The 17,602-nt window shown below is 52.8% G+C and carries 13 protein-coding genes and 1 pseudogene; all 14 read right to left on the minus strand.

Annotation, left to right across the window (positions count from 1 at the left end; genetic code table 11):
- Positions 1-198: 198 nt before the first annotated feature.
- Positions 199-1,947, minus strand: a complete 1,749-nt coding sequence (locus dmul_RS11990; RefSeq protein ID WP_020876814.1) for an adenine deaminase C-terminal domain-containing protein — start codon at positions 1,945-1,947, stop codon at positions 199-201.
- A 97-nt stretch (positions 1,948-2,044) separates the two neighbouring features.
- Positions 2,045-4,153, minus strand: coding sequence for a (Fe-S)-binding protein (locus tag dmul_RS11995; protein WP_020876813.1), 2,109 nt, complete (start codon positions 4,151-4,153; stop codon positions 2,045-2,047).
- 167 nt (positions 4,154-4,320) lie between these two features.
- A complete protein-coding gene (locus dmul_RS12000) occupies positions 4,321-4,851 on the minus strand; it encodes a 4Fe-4S dicluster domain-containing protein (protein ID WP_020876812.1) in 531 nt (176 codons plus the stop codon).
- Positions 4,811-6,808: an aldehyde ferredoxin oxidoreductase C-terminal domain-containing protein gene (locus tag dmul_RS12005; RefSeq protein ID WP_020876811.1), complete on the minus strand. Its 1,998-nt coding sequence runs from the start codon at positions 6,806-6,808 to the stop codon at positions 4,811-4,813. The genes dmul_RS12000 and dmul_RS12005 overlap by 41 nt, the downstream gene beginning before the upstream one ends.
- Before the next feature lie 137 nt (positions 6,809-6,945).
- Positions 6,946-7,905 carry an electron transfer flavoprotein subunit alpha/FixB family protein gene (locus dmul_RS12010; protein WP_020876810.1) on the minus strand — a complete coding sequence of 320 codons (960 nt, stop codon included), beginning with the start codon at positions 7,903-7,905 and terminating at the stop codon, positions 6,946-6,948.
- 66 nt (positions 7,906-7,971) lie between these two features.
- Entirely contained in the window at positions 7,972-8,754 is a 783-nt protein-coding gene (locus tag dmul_RS12015; protein ID WP_020876809.1) for an electron transfer flavoprotein subunit beta/FixA family protein, read from the minus strand.
- 37 nt (positions 8,755-8,791) lie between these two features.
- Positions 8,792-9,202, minus strand: coding sequence for a DUF362 domain-containing protein (locus dmul_RS21345; protein WP_472323095.1), 411 nt, complete (start codon positions 9,200-9,202; stop codon positions 8,792-8,794).
- Between the two features lie 45 nt (positions 9,203-9,247).
- Positions 9,248-9,568: pseudogene (locus dmul_RS21350) on the minus strand (hydrogenase iron-sulfur subunit); the annotation flags it as partial.
- A 154-nt stretch (positions 9,569-9,722) separates the two neighbouring features.
- The gene (locus dmul_RS12025) at positions 9,723-12,515 is read right to left on the minus strand and encodes an FAD-dependent oxidoreductase (protein WP_020876807.1); all 2,793 of its coding nucleotides are present in this window, start codon (positions 12,513-12,515) and stop codon (positions 9,723-9,725) included.
- A 75-nt stretch (positions 12,516-12,590) separates the two neighbouring features.
- A complete protein-coding gene (locus dmul_RS21355) occupies positions 12,591-12,809 on the minus strand; it encodes an FAD-dependent oxidoreductase (RefSeq protein ID WP_020876806.1) in 219 nt (72 codons plus the stop codon).
- Between the two features lie 32 nt (positions 12,810-12,841).
- Entirely contained in the window at positions 12,842-13,993 is a 1,152-nt protein-coding gene (locus dmul_RS12035) for a (Fe-S)-binding protein (RefSeq protein ID WP_020876805.1), read from the minus strand.
- Between the two features lie 35 nt (positions 13,994-14,028).
- Complete coding sequence (locus dmul_RS12040; RefSeq protein WP_020876804.1) at positions 14,029-14,574, minus strand: 4Fe-4S dicluster domain-containing protein; 546 nt, start codon at positions 14,572-14,574, stop codon at positions 14,029-14,031.
- An 18-nt stretch (positions 14,575-14,592) separates the two neighbouring features.
- Positions 14,593-16,569, minus strand: coding sequence for an aldehyde ferredoxin oxidoreductase family protein (locus dmul_RS12045; protein ID WP_236885994.1), 1,977 nt, complete (start codon positions 16,567-16,569; stop codon positions 14,593-14,595).
- 296 nt (positions 16,570-16,865) lie between these two features.
- Positions 16,866-17,318, minus strand: coding sequence for a GNAT family N-acetyltransferase (locus dmul_RS12050; RefSeq protein ID WP_020876802.1), 453 nt, complete (start codon positions 17,316-17,318; stop codon positions 16,866-16,868).
- Positions 17,319-17,602 lie beyond the last annotated feature (284 nt).

A 17,602-nucleotide genomic window follows, 5' to 3' on the forward strand; every position in this document is an offset into this window, starting at 1 on the left:
TTTTGAACTGATCCGAGCTGATTTTATTAACATCAGTCAAGAGAGAGGTCAAGCCGGTTCCGCGCATATTATCGCTGTTTTCAAACGTCATGCGCGGCATCGATGTCGGCCTCATTCAGTTATTGCGATTGGATTGGTGAAGAACGGGAAGCATCGGCGCCGCCAGACATGCCGTTCCGAAATCGGCGATCAGGATGTTCAGCAGGGAGAGACGACGAGCGTGCAAGGCCCATTTTTGAGATTGACCAATCCCTCTTCACAGATTCTCAAGAAGGGAATTGCAGCACTGGTCAGCGTACTCAGTGTCTGGATCGGGTCCCGAAATTTGACGCCCAATGCATGTGTGGATGTATTTACCGCATCGATACTTTCCGTGAGCCCCCCAATGGGCAGATGGGACATCAGCCCAAAAACCGGCAAGGCCAGTTCGGCGACGACACCGCCGTCCCGGCAAACCACAACCCCGCCCTTCAAGTCATGAAGTCGATTGATCGCCACGGCCATATCGCCGTCCGATGCCCCAACCGCCACGATTCCGGCGGTGTCCCATCCTGTGCTGCAGGCAACGGCGCCGGCGTTGATCCCGAAGCCCCGAATCATACCGACAAACCTTTGGCCTGCTCTATGGGTGCGGTTTACGGCCGCCACCTTGACGATATCCCGAGTCACGTCCGCCTTGATTTCTCCTTTGATCACGGGAAGCGTGACATGGCTCTCCCGGCTCACAAGATCGGTGACCATATCGATGACCCGCACGGTCGTCTGCTGGTCGCCATGGGATGCCGAAATTCGGAAATCCGCGGCGGTTAAGGGGTCGGGAAGATGAACGGTGTCCAAACTCTCGGGCTGATACCGATGCGCCCGCGGCGATACCATACATCGGCCGTCTCTGGCGATGATCCGACCCTTGCAGATAACGAGTTCCGGCCGAATGGTCCGGATATTCGGCAGGATCGCCATGTCGGCATATCGACCGGGAGCGATACCCCCAATCATGTGATCGAGATTGAAGTGGGTCGCCGGATTGAGGGTCGCCATCTGAACGGCCTCCATGAATGTAAAGCCGGCGTCAATGGCTTTTTGCACCACATATTCCATGTACCCCTTTTCCAGAAGCTCGTGGGGGCTGACGCCGTCGGTGACCAGAATGAGCCGTCGCAGGTCAGAGGCTGTTTTTCGCAGTGCGGAGATTTTTGTCAAATCCCTTCGAATGCTGCCTTCCCGAATCATGACGTAAAATCCCAGGCGCAGGCGATCCAGAGCCTCATCAGCCGCGATGGGTTCATGGCAGGAAGAGATGCCGGCGGCGGCATAGGCATTGAGGGCGGCGTCACGAGCTCCGGCCGAATGCCCTTCCAGGCGCTTTCCCGCGGACATCACTGCATCCAGAATCGGGAGCATCTGCTCAGGGTTCCTGAGCACCATCTGCCAGTAAGATTCCCCCAACCCGATGATATCGTTCCTGGAGATGAGACGATGCAGATCCGCCACGGCAATGGGGGGACAATTCGGGCTGATGGAAATCATCGGCGGAGCGGTTCCGAAAACATGGATGGGTTGATCCGCAAAAGAGTCCATGAAATCCACGATACCGGCATAGCCGCGAACCGCATACGGCTCGGTGGTTTCCGTCACGACGGCAGTCGTCCCTCCGGGGATAGCGCTCGCCAGAAAAGCACCGGCGCTGTGCATTACGGCCAAATGGGTGTGTCCGTCGATCAAGCCCGGGATCAGAGGCTTTCCGCCGGCATCGATGATGACGGTGTCCGGTCCGATCGCCGGGTCCGGATGCGGGCCGACATAGGCAATCCTGCGGTCCCATACGCACACGGCCTGATTTTCCAGCAATTCCCCGCTGTAGACATTGGCAAGCGTGGCGTGAACGACAGCCAGATGCGCCTTCTCCCTGCCTTGGGCAACCTCGATGAGGCGATGTGTCCGTTCCATACCCCCCTCTTGTTTCACGATATCCCTCTTTTCCAGATGACGGCGGTTCTTTTCAACGGTTTCCCGGCATAGGTTTTTTACCTGCCCGCTGATAAGGTCAAACCATACTTTTTTCCACAAGCTCCGCAATATCGAGCGTTTTGATCTCCTCTTCCTTTTCCAGTGTTTTCATGCCGTCTTCGATCATCGTCAAACAGAAGGGGCAGGCCACGGCCACCGTAGACACCCCCTGCCGGACGATCTCTTCGGAGCGCTCGACATTGATCCTTTTGCCGATGGTTTCCTCCATCCACATCCTGCCCCCGCCGGCGCCGCAGCAAAAACTTTCCCGCCCATACCGTTCGAGTTCACTGAACCCATAATTGGTAACGGCGCGCAGAATCGATCTGGGTTGATCGTAAACCGAATTATACCGTCCGAGGTAGCAGGGATCGTGGTAGGTCAAAGGCCCTTCCCATGATTTTTTGAGGGAGATCCTGCCGTCTTTCACGAGCTGTTCAATCAACTGGCTATGATGGATCACCTCGTAATTTCCCCCCATTTGAGGGTACTCATGTTTAAGGGTATTGAGACAATGGGGACAGGCAGCGATGATTTTTTTGACGTTATAGCGGTTCAGGGTTTCGATATTCTCCTGGGCCATCATCTGAAACAGCATCTCATTTCCGACTCGCCTGGCAAAGTCGCCGGTGCATTTTTCCTCAGTCCCCAGAATCGCAAAGGAAACCCCTGCCTTCTGCAGAATTTTGACAAGACTTTTGGACACCTTTCTGGACCGATCATCAAAGGAGCCGGCACATCCAACCCAAAGGAGGTAATCGACATCGGCATCCTCCGCCATGGTTTTGACGCCGAGGCCTTCCGCCCAGTCGGCTCGCTTGTCGTATCCGATGCCCCAGGGGTTGCCGTTTCGCTCAAGCCCTTTCAGGGACACGTTCAGCTCTGGAGGATAGGTCTCCGACATCAATGTCTGTCCCTGACGCATGGCGATGATGCGCGGCACATGTTCGATGGCCACCGGACACACCTCCTCGCAGGCACGGCAGGTGGTGCAGGCCCAGAGGGTGTCCTGGGCGATCACATCGCCGACAAGCTGTTTTTCACTGTTGAGAGCGGCAATCTGCTCCTTGATTTTTTCAACCTGATCGACATCTTCGTTCTGCCGGATTCTGTCTGACAAGCCGGCTCTTTTAATTATGTTATCCGTATTTTCATAGAGCTCATGCTTCAGGGCGTCGTTGAAATCGTGCAAATTGAGCGGCTTGTCGGTGGTATAGGTAGGACAAACCTCCCTGCAGCGGCCGCACTCGGTACAGGTGTAGAGATCCAGGCCCTGTTTCCAGTTGAGCTGATGAATGTGGTTAACCCCCAGGGATTCGTTCTCCCAGGCGGCTTCGTCTTCCAGATCGAGCAATTTGGGCTTTTCATGGGGATAGCCCAGGCTTTTCAAAAAGACGTTGGGGAGGGCGGTAATGACATGGAAATGCTTGCCGATAGGAAGAATATTCAGAAAAGTCAGCTGGGTGCAGATGTGAAGCCAGAACATGGCCACCAGGAGGATCCCGGTGGCCTCAGCGCTCAACCCGGATACCAGGCTTCCCGCACCCACGGATATGGGCGTCCACAAAAATTCGACGCCGTATCGGGGGTTGTTGAAGTAATGGAGCGCATCCGGGTTGCCGTGCAGCTGTACCAGATTGTAACGCGCACCGTCGTACAACAGGTCGGAAACCATCAAGATGCCGATCAGGCCCAGCACCAGATAGGCCTCAAAGGTATTGTGCAATCGTTTTGGCTTGAGGACGGCGCGGCGAAACACGGCATAGAGAATCATCAGTAAAACAATCCCCTCCATGATATCCTTCAAGCCGATGTACAGATATCCGAGCAGATAATCCTCACCCAGAAACGGCAGTTGAAATCCTTCCTGAAAGCCCTCTCCATACAAGGTGATGCTGCGAATCAACAACACGCAGAATCCCCAGAAGATCAGCGCGTGCATGATACCCGACGCTCTTTCTTTAGACCTTCCCACCAGGCGCTTCTGACCGATGGCCAGCATCACCATTTCTTTCAGGCGTTCCTTCAGATGGTTGGTTCTGTCGGCGGGTTCGAGAGCCTTCAAGAGTTGAATTTTTCGAATCATCGTACGACCGAAAACAACCAGTGCAACAATGATCAAAACGGACATCAAAAGGGGATTCATAGCAGCCTCGTTACTGATTGTTATATCCTGATTTAAGATCTCATTTCTTCAGATTTCCATACGGCACATCGGCACCGCCTCGAAAATTATAGACGATGCCTTTGTCGGCCGTTCGGCGCTTCGACGCCTCCCTGTACTATAGCGCCGCGTCTTACCCATCCGGCATGTCAGTCCTTCTGCGCCAACCGCGCCACAGTGTTGACGATCTTCTCCAATCCGAACTTGTCTATCAGGGATTCCACGCCGGCCTGTACGTCCGCCATCTCCACCTGTTCTTCCACTTCCTCTTCCCGTTCTTCATAAATGAGCACGTCATTAAGGCACCAGTCAACACAGAGGGGCCTCTCTTCCCCTTCGCACATGTCGCATCTGAGTGGGAGACCGGAATCGGGATCCTTGAACAGGTCCCTGGACGGACAGGCGGCTCTACAGAAGCTGCACTCGTCGTATTCTTTCCCGTCAATGATATATGTGTCTCTGCCCATGCATTCGGCCGGCGTATACTCGCCTGCAAACACCGGAAGCCATATATTTTTCAACCGGTGAGTCGTTATATGAATGCGGGATTTCGCCGGATTGACGCTGCTGTATTTCGGTTCGGCGTGATAGGCGGAGCAGATGATCTCGCATCCGCGGCAGCCGTTACACTTGTCGGCCTCAATCCTGATTGTCTTGATTTTCTTTTTGATCTTTGCCATCTTGATATAATCCCCTCTTTTCAAGGTCCTGGGCAACATAATCGAGATCTAGCTCGTGCAATCGTTCCTTCGTGGGAATGCCGTTATAATTCCATCCCTTGTAGGTATAGTACGTCGTCAGAAGCTCTTCTTCCAACTCGGGATATCGTCTTCGCCAGTGGTCTTCAGGCGGCTTCTCATCAGCTCTTGACATGCCCAGCCGGTTGTTGTACGCCCGGTGCAGATTCCGGCTCCTGTTGACGATCTTCTTCAACCCTGCTTCATCGACATCCATACCGGTAGCCGTCGAGATCAATTTCGGATAATTGTGAATATGATAGGGGGGCTTCAGGCAGAAGGACGCCATACCGGCGCATATGCAAAGGGCGTCGTCGATATTGTGCAGCATTTCCATCCAGTCCACAATCTCAGCGCACATTTGAGGGGTTGGGTAATAGGGATTCGATTTTTCGCCCCGTGGCTCCCAATCCAGAAAATATTGCTTGAACTTTTCATCAGGAATCTGGGGCCAATCCTCGACAAAGGCCTCCCGATCCTCCCTATTGGGAAACGCCGCCTGGGGCCAGTTTCCTTCAATCTGAGTGATGCTGATTTTCTCGTTTGTGGAATACATCAGGAAATAGAGCGGATCCAGCATGCCCAGCTTGATGTTCATCTGTTCATGTTTTTTGATGGTGTTGTGATCATACTTTTCCGCACCTTTGCCGATCTTTCGGGCGGCCCAATAAGTTCCCTCGGCCAGCACATCGCCTATGCCTTCCCGTCGCACCATCCTGTCAAGCAGCCAGAAGAATCTCCCCGCATTATCGGACGGGCATCCTTCAAAATCCTTATCCGTCAGAATGCCGGCTTCATAGAGTTCAACCGCAAAAGCCAGAATCTGCGGGGTGGAGAAAGAATCCACACCATATTCAAAAGCCCGCTGTGCGATTTCAAAACCAAACTCCAGATCGTCGACATACGCCGCCATGCCATAGGTCAGTTTCGAGAAACATTTCATCATGTAGCCCGGCGTATCTTTATGGCCTATCAAAGCCCCGCATTGCTGCGGACAGTTATAGCAGCTGATATACCGCTTTATCGCTTCCTTTTGGGTCTTTTTCCAGCTTTCCTCGATATCCTTGGTCCAGAAGTCTTTTCGCCTGCGGCGGGCATTCCCCCAGACGAAACTTTCCGTGTGCCACTTCTCATCATAATGCTTCATCTCCTGAGGAGACCCGATCCCGGACAGGATGGTCATGACACCCGGAAGAGGGTTAGTGTTACGGTAGTTGATATAGGCCTCCACCTCCTTCAAATGCGCCATGAATTCAGGCCCTCGAGCGAGGTTGACGCCGCCGGTGCCGCGAACCGCCACCGCTTTGATCTTCTTGTCGCCCATGATGGCGCCGCCGCCGCCTCTGCTGGCACTCGAGCGGGACTGTTCGATGGAGGCCACAAAAACGCGATTTTCACCCGCCAGGCCGATAGCGGCCACCTCGGCTCTCGGATCCTTCAGCTCCTCCCGGATCAGATCCTGTGTCTCTACTGCGCCTTTGCCCACCAAGTGAGTGGCGTCACGAATTTCCACTTTGTTATTGTGAATCCAGATATAAACCCATTCGGGAGATTTGTTGCGGAAAATGATTTTATCATAACCGGCATACTTCAATTCAGAGGAAAAAAAACCGCCCATCATCGGGTACGCCAACAACCCCGTCTGGGGGGAAATAAAGGAAACGATAGTCCGGTTGGCGCTGTAGGCGGGGGTCCCGTTGAAAAGACCGGTGCTGAATATCAGTAAGTTGCCGGGATCAAAAGGTTTCGTTTCAGGTGGAACCCTATCCCAGTGAAGTTTGACGGCAGTGCCGAGACCGCCCAAATGGAGCTCCATCATTTTCGGGTCGGTTTCCACCCGTTCAATGTTGCCCGTCGCTAAATCAATTTCCAGGTTATACCCTGTCTCTGCATACCTCATCTTTTATCCCCTTTTAAGGCAATATAAAGATACCCGTCGAAATGAATCGTCACCAATCAAAACCGAAGGGTGAAATCCTTTCTGTCCATGCATGATCACGCCCCAAAAGGAACATGCAAATCAGCAGATGGACACTTCTAGCTTCTGACCTTTTGAATTTCTTCACGAAGAATCGGCACCACTTCGAACAGGTCGCCGACGATGCCGTAATCCGCTACGTTGAATATGGGGGCTTCCGGATCTTTATTGACGGCCAGAATCACCTTTGAACCGGTCATCCCGGCAAGATGCTGAATGGCGCCGGAAATACCCACGGCGATGTAAAGCGACGGTGCGACGATTTTGCCGGTCTGTCCGACCTGTTTGTTGTGTGCCAGGAATCCGCCGTCAACCATCGCACGTGAAGCGCCGAACCCGGCATTCAGATCGTTGGCCAGCTCCTTCACGAGATCGACGCCGGCCTGGTTTTTGGCACCGCGGCCCACCGAAACGACAACGTCGGCATCCGTCAGATCGATATCGCCGCTGGCATCGGATACCAGCTCTTTAATGACGGCCCTTAAATCCGGGGCGGGCGGGGTGAGTTTGACGACGTTTTCAGTCCCGCCGATGCCTTCCGTCGCTTCGAAAGCGCCGGCCCTGACCACGGCCGCCAGCCGGGGGGTATTGACCTTTACGCGCTGCATCACTTTATTGGTAATGGCCGGTCTGACGATCTCGATGCAACCCCCCTCGAGCGTCACGTCGGTGATTTCACTGGCACATGCCGCGTCCAGTTGTGCGGCAACCCTTGGCGCTACGGCCTTGCCGCCTTCTGAAAATCCGAACCATACCAGGTCCGCACCCGATTGCTTCGCCGCATCGACGACACAGGATGCAAAAGGTCCGGCCGAAAACAACGCCAGTCCCGGGTCGTCGGCGATATACTGTGTATCGGAGCCCGCCTCGACCAAAGTGGGAACCAACGATTCGATATTGCTGCCGATGGCAACCACCGCAGCCTCGGCGCCCATAGCCCTGGCCTTGGATAACAATTCGACGGTGCTGCCCTTGAGAACGCCTTCTTTGATGTCTGCAACTACGAGGACTTTAGCCATAATATTATTCCCTTATATCCGTTCGATGGGTGTTCAATATATTTTCGATGACAATCGTCGATATCGTCAGAGCACCTTGGCTTCATCGGCCAGAAGCTGAACAACCTTTGCGGTGATCTCGGCGGCGTCCCCTTCAAATTTCTGTCCGGCCTTGCGGGTTTTGGACGCCATGAATTCAATCACCTCCGATTTTGGCGCAGCAGCGCCGATCTCATCCGGAGAAGTCCCCAGCGCCGCCAGATCCATTTTGTTGATGGGCTTCTTCTTGGCCATCATGATGCCCCGCATCTGCGGCAGTCTGGGTTCATTGATGCTGACGTCGACGGTGATCACGGCGGGCAGCGTCAGTTCGACGATTTCGGTTCCGGCATCCCCGGCCCGGGAGACCTTGAGATGCTGGTCATCCACGACCTCGACGCCGATCACGTTGCTGACACACGGCAGCCCCAGATATTCCGCCAGAATGATACCGGTCTGACCGGCGTCGGTATCCTGAGCCTGCTTTCCGGTGATTACCAGGTCATAGTTTCCTTTTTCATAAACTTTCTGAAGCACCCTGGCATAGATTGCGGCATCGGCCTTTTCCAATGCCGGATCATCGATATGGATGCCGTTTTCAATGCCCATGGCATAGCATTTGCGGATCATATCGGTATTGTCTCCGCCGCCCACGCTCACCAGGGTCGTTTCCGCGCCGTTTTTTTCCTTCAACCGGACGGCGGTTTCCACCGCATTTTCATCCCAGGCGTTGATGACATATTGCAGCCCGTCCTCAACAATGGCGCCGTCCTTGACGTGGATGGTCAATTCCACGTCCACCACCTTTTTCACTGTCGTCAAAATTTTCAATGGATCCTCCTGTTTGTTTGGGTTCCGTTCGCCCCTTTCATGCGGTTGACGCCTCTTTGCCTTTTCTGACGATGATGCGTTCTTCCTCAGGAATCGGCGGCGGGACAGGCTCACCGGAGATCTTCCTCACCGCGCTGAATTTGGGAGGACAAACCGCCAGGCAGGTGCCGCATTTGATGCACTTATCCTGATCGATGACATGAATCCTGTTCTTGCCGCCGTCAATGGCATCCACAGGGCATCTCTTGAAGCACATCCCGCAAGCCTTGCACGCAGCCGGATCGATGTAATAGGAGACGACTTCATTAATCAACTGTTCTACCTCATCGATCGTGAAGAATGTCTCATAGTCCTCTTTTTTTGAAAGATGTGTCCCCAACTTCTCGTTTTTTTCCAGCTTGATGTAGGGAACCAATTTTCTGATTTCCGCAAGCCTGGACGCCAACAATTCCTTGTCGATTCCCTCAGCCTTGCCGAGCGGCCCTATCGTCTTGACCTTCGTCGTAAAGTCATCGATGATTTCGCTCAACAGGATGCCGTCGCCGGAAGACATGAATTCGATTCGCAGCCGTTCCGGATTCAGTCCGATGTATTCCATGATTTTCCGGCACAAAAGCACCATGTTCAATGCATGATAATTGCCGTGGGTGATATAGTTACACTCATTCAAACGGCAGCCGCCGATAAACACGCCGTCGACGCCGTTCGAGAATGCTCTGAGGACAAAGTCCAGGTCGACTCTCCCGGAGCACATAACCCGAATCAGTCTGATTTCACTTGGATACCGTAGTCTGGAAACTCCAGCCATGTCAGCGGCACCGTACGCTCACCAGTGACATACAAAACCGAGGATGCTGGGTTTGAATTGAAGTTCTTTACTCATTCGTCCTCTCCTCCTTTGGGTAAATGCCGCTTCTCTTGATTTTCACGTCGCTACGCATCTGCAGCCACCTCAATGTATGAAAAGTCTATTTCTCTGAAACCAGGGCATCAATCTGACACGCGATCTCCGTATCGGTAAAGTGCTGAAGTGCGATGGCGCCCGTGGGGCATTTGACGTTGCAAAGGCCGTCTCCCTTGCAGAGCACCGGATTGACGACCGCTTTCCTGTCCCGTTTGGTCTCCCGAAATTCTATGGCACCATAGGTGCAGGCGGCGATGCAGGCCCCGCATCCCATACAGCGTTTTTCGTTCACCTTGGCTACGGCGCCGGAGGCCGTCACGGTGTTGTGCGAAAGCAGCGTCAGGACCCGGCCCGCCGCCCCATAAGCCTGGTTGATGGCTTCGGGGATATATTTGGGATAATGCGCCATACCGCAAAGATAAACACCGTCCGCAGCAAACTCGACGGGCTTCAATTTAGCATGCGCCTCCTTGAAAAAACCGTCCGGGCTGAGCGTCACCTTGAACAATCCGGCAATCGCGTCGGTTGATGCGGCGGGAACAATCGCTGTCGCCAGCGAGATATAATCAGCGTCGATAGCCAGTTTATGCCCCAGAATGTAATCGGTTGCCGTCACCCTCAATACAGGGCGACCTTCCTCGACAACCGCCTCCAATTGCGGTTTGTCATCCGGTTCATATCGAATGAATTTGACATTCTTTGCCGATGCTTCCCGATAGAAATCCTCTCTGAGCCCATAGGTTCTCATATCCCGAAAAAGGATATGAATATCCATCTCCGGATTGATCTCTTTCAGTTTCAAGGCATGCTTGACAGACTGGCCGCAACAGATCCGGGAGCAGTAATTCCGGTCTTCATTCCGGCAACCGACACATTGAATCATGACGAGGCTTCCGGCGTTGACCAGTTTTTCTTCCTTCTTGGCGATCCGATCCTCCAATTCCAGATGGGTCAAAACCCGCTCATCTTCCCCGTAGAGGAATTCAGTGGGTTGATAGGGATCCGCGCCAATAGCGATCACAGCCGCGCCGTGCTCTATGGTTTTAACCCGCCCTTCCGTTTCCACCGTCGTAACAAAGTTGCCGATATACCCGGAAACGTCCGTGATGACGGCGTCATGGGATACGTGGACCAAGGGGTTCTGATACACCGCCCGGATCAAATCCTTCAAATAGCCTTGAACATCCAGACCTTCCAGGGTGTAGTAAATCCTTCGCGCCATGCCTCCCAGGTTCTTTTCCTTTTCGATAAGCTGGACTTCATGCCCCTGAGCGGCAATTGAAAGCGCGCTGGTCATACCGGCGATGCCGCCGCCGACCACCAGAGCCGTTTTGTTGACGGTCAGGTCAAATTCCTGCAAGGGTTCCAGATGCCGGGCGCGGGCGACCGACATTCGGATAAGATCTCTTGCCTTCTGAGTGGCGGCTTCCTTTTCTTTGGAATGGACCCAGGAGTTATGCTCCCGGATATTGGCCATTTCACAATAATATTGATTGATGCCCGCTTCCCTGAGCGTGTCCCGAAACAACGGCTCAAGGGTTCTGGGTGAACAGGCGGCAATCACCACCCGGTTGAGCCCTTTTTCTTTTGCCATGTCCGTTATTTCCCTGGCGGAATTGGTCGCACATGAAAACAGCTGTTCCTGGGCGTAAACCACGTTGGGCAACGTCAATACGTAATCCACCGTAGAGGGAACGTTGACCACGCTGCTGATATTGGCGCCGCAATGGCAGACAAATACGCCGATTCTCGGCTCCTCTTTGGAAACATCCTTTTCCGGAGGATAGACACGCTCCCGGGTCAGTTTTCCCCGTCGATAGTTCAGAAGCTCACCGCATTGGGCACCGGCCCCGCTGGCGCTGAAAACAGATTCCGGGATATCGGTCGGTCCCTGAAAAGCGCCGCTGACAAATATTCCCGGTCGGGAGGTCGCCATGGGGTTGGAAGAGATCGCTTTGCAAAATCCGTGGGAATTGAGTTCGATATCGAACGTACCCGACAGCCCGGCAATACCGGAAGGCGGGTTCAGCCCAACGGACAACACCACCATATCGAATTCTTCCTCTTTGACGCCTTCATCCGGCGTCGCGTATCGAACGACAACATTTTTGGTTTCCGGAATTTCCCTGACGATCGATGCGTAGCTCCTGACAAACCGGGTCCCGGGAAGCTGTTCCGTTCTTTGGAAGTACCGTTCAAAGTCCTTGCCGTGAGAGCGAATATCGTTGTGAAATATGGTGCATTCCGCCGCCGCATCATGATCTTTGGTCAGAATCACCTGCTTTTGCGTATAAGTGCAGCACACGCCGGAACAGTAGCTGTTTTCGCCCGGCGTTACCCGTCTTGATCCAACACATTGGATCCAGGCGATCTTGTGGGGATGCTTCCCGTCCGAAGTCCTCAAAATTTCTCCCCCGTAGGGGCCGGTAGCGCACATCAGCCGCTCGTAGTCCATACTGGTGACCACGTTTGCCATCTTCCCATAGCCGTATTCAGCCTTTACCCTGGGATCGAACGGCTCGAGTCCAAGCGCGAGAATGACGGCGCCGACATTGACCTCCACCTTTTCAGGCTTCTGCTTGAAATCAATGGCATCCGCCTGGCAGACATTCTGACAGATCAGACATTTTTTCTCCTTGAGGTAGAGGCAGCTGTCATCGATGTAAGCGACAAGCGGAACCGCCTGCGAATAATAGATATGAACGGCTTTGTTTTGTGATATATTCTGATTGAACGGATCCGGGTATTGCACCGGACAATAGGTTACACAAGTGGTACACCCCGTGCATTTGTCCTCGATAATGTATCTCGGCTTTTTCGTCAGCGTTACTTTGAAATCTCCTGCCTCTCCCTCCACACTGTTGACTTCAGTATAGGTGAGAACCTCTACATTCGGATGCCGGTCGACCTCGACCAGTTTAGGCGAGAGAATTCACATGGAGCAGTCGTTTGTGGGAAAAGTCTTATCCAGCTGAGCCATATGGCCGCCGATACTCGGCGATTTTTCAACCAGATAAACCTTGAAGCCCGCAGCAGCCAAATCAAGGGAAGCCTGGACACCGCTGATGCCGCCGCCAACAACCATCACGTCTCCAAAATTCATATTTCCACCGCTGTTGAAAAACGCTCCTTCAACTCGTTGGTTTTCCATTTCTCTCGGTCCTTTTTAAATTTTTTGAGTTCTTAAAGTGCTTCCTGGATGATTTCGGTGATGTCCTTGACCTCCAGGACGTCGTCATATTCCAGGTTCAACCGGCTCTCCTCGAAGTTGGTGATGCAGTATGGGCATGACGTCGCCAACACATCCGCGTCAACCTCCCTCGCCTGTCTCAATCGGATATCGGAAAATCTTTCGTTCTGGGGCGTGTCCATCCAGATTCTTCCACCGCCCCCGCCGCAGCAAAGGCTGTCTTCACGCGAGTCCGCCATCTCGATCAATTCCAGGCCCGGTATCTGTTTCAATAATTCCCGGGGTTCCTCATAAATATTGTTATGCCGCCCCATATAGCAGGGATCATGATAGGTCACTTTCCGCTCGTATGCCTTGTTGAACGTCAGCCGTCCTTCCCTCATCAGCTCGAATAAAAATTGAGAGATATGAACCACTTCAAAATTGACCATGAATTCGGGATATTCATTTTTAAAGGTGTGGTAGCAGTGGGGCGAAGAAACGAGAACCTTCCTGACGCCATTGTCGATAAACGTCTTGATGTTTTCCTTGGCAAGACGTCTGAACAGTTCCTCGCTTCCCGTCTTTCGGATACTCTCGCCGCAACAGTTCTCCTCTGCGCCCAGTATACCGAAATCGATCCCCGCTCTATTGAGGATGTCGGCGGTGGCCACGGCCACTTTTTTCATCCTGGGATCATAGCTGAGGTAACAACCGACAAAGTATAAAATCTCCATCCCCTCGGCGTAGGGCTTTACATCCAGATCTTTAGCCCAGTCGGCTCGCTTTTTCCGATCTCCCTGCAAGGGGTTGCCTTCGGAAATAATACTGGCCCTCGCCGTCCTTGCAGAACGGACGGACGGCGGGAACACCTCATAATTCGTCGCGACCCTGCGGAGGGAAATCCCCACCTCGATCTGTTTGACGCCCCGGGGACAACGCTGAGGGCATCTTCCACAAGTCGTGCACCGCCAAATATCTTCGCCTTCGATTTCATTCAGACCGAACGTGGCCTGCCGGATGATCTTGCGAATGCTGAAATCCCTGACCCTGTTCCATGGGCAGACCGTATCGCACAGCCCGCACTGAAAACAGTATCTGAAGGCATCTCCACCAGCCTCTTTGATCTCTTCGATCACTTCCTTGAAGGGGGCGACTGTTTCCACTGTCCTTATTTAACCTCTTCTTTCACCTTGATGGTTCAGTCTTTTTTTGACATTCGGGCAACGATGTCTTTAATTTTCCCCAGTCCGTATCTGTCGGCAAGGGCCTCCAAGCCAATCTCCAACTCCTCCATTTCCTCCGGTACCGCCGTGTCCTCGACTGCCTCCTCTCGCTCTTCCAAAACCAGCGCACCCACCAGGCACCATTTGACACACAGGGGTTCCGGTTCGCCTTCACACATGTCGCATTTCAACGGAAGACCGGAATCGGGTTCCTTGAATTCCTCCCTGGACGGACAGGAAACCCTACAGAAGGCACACTCATCGTACTCTTTGCCGTCGATGATGTATTTGTCCCTTCCGGCGCATTCGGCAACCGCATAGTCGCCCGCGTATACCGGAATAAATATATCGGCCAGGGGATCACGGACCACCCGGATACGGGATCTGGCCGGATTGTTGCTGCTGTATCTCGGTACTGCATGATAAGCAGAGCAGATCAGCTCACAAGCCCGACAGCCATTGCATTTATCCGCATTGATACGGATCCGTCTGACAATTTTCTTTTTTTTCTCTTTTTGCATAATTTACGCCCTCCGCTCTTATTTCTGTTGCTCTGCCAACACTGCTTTGGAAGACGCATCTTCATCATCGGTCAGGATCCCCCGCTTGAAAAAATCCTCAGCGACAAAATCCAGGTTCAGCTCGCGCAAGGTGGTCGCAGTTGGAATCGCATCATTGTTCCACCCCTTGAACGCATAGTAGGCGTCCAGAAGCTTCTGCTCGAGCTCCGGAAACCGTTTCTTCCAATGGTTCTTCGGTGGTCTGTCATCTTTTCTCCGCATGCCTCTTCGGATGTTGATCGCCCGGACCAGGGTCCGGTACCGTCTGGCGGCTTGAGATAGTTTGGCTTCATCCATTTCGATCCCGGCACCCGCTGAAATAAATTTGGGGTAATTGTGGATATGATACGGCGGTTTCAGAGGGAACGACGACAAGCCGGCACACATGCCGAGGGCGTCGTCGATGTAGTGCATCCGCTCCTGCCAATCGACAATGTCACAGCACATCTCGACGGTCGGATAATAGGGAATCGAGTTCTCGCCGCGGAGTTCCCAGTCCAGAAAGTATTGTTTGAATCTTTCATCCGGCACCTGGATCCAATCCTTTACAAACTCTTCCCGTTGCTCTCGCTTCGGAAACGGCGCCTGGGGAAACTGCCCTTCGATCTGGGTGATGTTCATCTTTTCACCCGTCGCGTACATGAGAAAATAGATGGGATTGAGCATGGACAGCTTGAGAGGCAACTGCTCGTGTTTTTTGATATTGTTGTGGGCATAGGCATCTGCGCCCCTGCCGATCCGTTGTGCCGCCCAATAGGTACCGTCGGCCAGAATGTCGCCGATACCCTCCCGGCGCACGATTCTGTCCAGCAGCCAGAAAAATCGCTCCTCATTGTCGGCCGGCATTCCCGCCATGTCGTCGTCCGTCAGGATGCCGTTTTCGTAAAGTTCCAGGCCGAAGGCCATCACCTGGGGCGTCGAGAACCCGTCCACGCCATACTCGGTGGCGCGCTGAGCGATTCTGAGCCCAAAATCCAGATCCGAAAAGGCCGCCATGGTGTAGGTGAGTTTCGAGAAGCATTTCATCATATAGGTGGGATGTCCCGGCATGGAGATCGTCGCACCGCACGTCATCGGACAGTTATAGCAACTGAGCAGCCGTATTCGCGCCTTGTCCATGGTTTCGGTCCACTGATTCGCGACCTCCTCGGTCCAAAAATCCTTCCTGCGAACTCGCGAATTGCCCCACATGAAATTTTCGGTGTGCCATTTCTCGTCATGTATCGCCATTTCCTGCGGCGACCCAAGACCGGCCAGAATGGGCATCACCCCCGGGATAGGATTTTCATTTCGGAACTTGATATATTCCAACACTTCATCACAGAGCCCCATGAATTCAGCCGGCCGGGCCAGGTGAACATCCCTGGTGCCGCGAACTGCGATCGCCTTGACGCCTTTGTCGCCCATAACGGCGCCGATACCGCCGCGACTGGCACTGGATCGACCCTGTTCAATGGATGCGAAAAAGACCCTGTTCTCCCCGGCAAGACCAATGGACGCCACCTGCGCCTTCGGCTGGTTCAGTTCCTTTTTAATAAGGCCCTCGGTTTCAACGGCACCCTTGCCTCGCAAATGGGAGGCATCACGAATTTCCACCTTATCATTGTGAATCCACAGATACACGAGGTCGGGAGACTTCCCCCGAAGGATCACCTTATCGTAACCGGCGTACTTCAGTTCCGGTGCAAAAAACCCCCCCATCATGGAAAATGCCATCAGTTTTGTCTGGGGAGAAATGGTGGAAACAATGGTGCGCGTAGAGCCGGTAGCGGGTGTGCCGCATAAAAGGCCGGCACTGAAAATCAGAAGGTTATCGGGTGAAAAGGGGTCTACTTCAGGGGGAACCCGATCCCACAGGATCTTGGCATTCGTACCCAAGCCTCCCAGATAGAGCTCGGTGTCTCTTTGGTCGGTTTCAACCCGTTCAATACTCCCCCGGGTCAAATCGATTTCCAAATTAAACCCTGTTTCTGCGTACCTCATTTTTTCCTCTCTATTTTCTTCGAATCCGCGGTTCCATCGTTTTGAACTGAAATGGATAATTTTCCGCGTTAAACACAATTTGGATACTATGTAGCTTCATAGTAGCTATATGATATCCTCGTGTCAAGAAAAAAACAGACCTCTGCATGGCAACCCAAAAATTCCTTTAACCCATGCTCGGGAAAAAACAGCATCTGCGAGTTTGATGCCGATAGAATCCACCCAACCACTTTTTCAAGGTTTCAAATCCTACAGAAAAAGACATCGGTCTAAATATCCAGCTCCAGATTGACCATATCTCCCTTCTGAAACCCGAGCCGGCTAAAAAATTTCAGCATCAGCCAGTCTCGTCGCGTTACAAAGGTAATAACCGTATCGATACCAGCCTCTTTGAGGTGTTTGGTCATTTCCTTGAACAGGATCTTGGCGATGCCCTTTCGTTGATAGTCCGGGTCGACACCAATGGTATCGATCCACCCGATATTCTCCGGAACACCATATTCCCAGCGACTTGCGCCTCCGATGATGAACCCGACCACCTTCCCGTCCAATTCGGCGACAAGCGCGGAAAACTGCGAGCGCTTTTCAACCAATCCAATCTTCATTTTCCAGTAATCCGGCCGTTCTTTTCCCAGCACCTTGATATCAATCTCAATGATGCGATCCAGATCCGAGGAGGCCATTCTGCGGATAACCGGTGAAAAAGGAGATTCTCCACTCATGTCACCATCCTTTATGCTTATATTTTTAATTTGTTAAACACTGCGACATACGCCACGATACGACCATGTCGCCATCATATCCAAAAATTGTTCAGCATCGACAGGAGCTGTGCTTGAACAATCACAAGCATCGAAAGTTAAGATGGAAGTTATAAATTAGCTACATCATAGTTACAAACATCATCCGTTGTCAATACGAAAAATCGCAAAAATATTGCTTGACTCCATTACAACATAGCTACTATATAATTTATTATTAGCTACAATATTTCCTTCCCGTGCTG

The organism is Desulfococcus multivorans (assembly GCF_001854245.1).
In the GTDB taxonomy this organism is placed as follows: Bacteria; Desulfobacterota; Desulfobacteria; order Desulfobacterales; family Desulfococcaceae; genus Desulfococcus; species Desulfococcus multivorans.

Excerpts from the sequence above, each read along its gene's own strand:
- dmul_RS11990 (WP_020876814.1), bottom strand. The coding sequence starts at position 1,947 with ATGGAACGGACACATCGCCTCATCGAGGTTGCCCAAGGCAGGGAGAAG.
- dmul_RS11995 (WP_020876813.1), bottom strand. The coding sequence starts at position 4,153 with ATGAATCCCCTTTTGATGTCCGTTTTGATCATTGTTGCACTGGTTGTT.
- dmul_RS12000 (WP_020876812.1), bottom strand. The coding sequence starts at position 4,851 with ATGGCAAAGATCAAAAAGAAAATCAAGACAATCAGGATTGAGGCCGAC.
- dmul_RS12005 (WP_020876811.1), bottom strand. The coding sequence starts at position 6,808 with ATGAGGTATGCAGAGACAGGGTATAACCTGGAAATTGATTTAGCGACG.
- dmul_RS12010 (WP_020876810.1), bottom strand. The coding sequence starts at position 7,905 with ATGGCTAAAGTCCTCGTAGTTGCAGACATCAAAGAAGGCGTTCTCAAG.
- dmul_RS21355 (WP_020876806.1), bottom strand. The coding sequence starts at position 12,809 with ATGGAAAACCAACGAGTTGAAGGAGCGTTTTTCAACAGCGGTGGAAAT.
- dmul_RS12040 (WP_020876804.1), bottom strand. The coding sequence starts at position 14,574 with ATGCAAAAAGAGAAAAAAAAGAAAATTGTCAGACGGATCCGTATCAAT.
- dmul_RS12050 (WP_020876802.1), bottom strand. The coding sequence starts at position 17,318 with ATGAGTGGAGAATCTCCTTTTTCACCGGTTATCCGCAGAATGGCCTCC.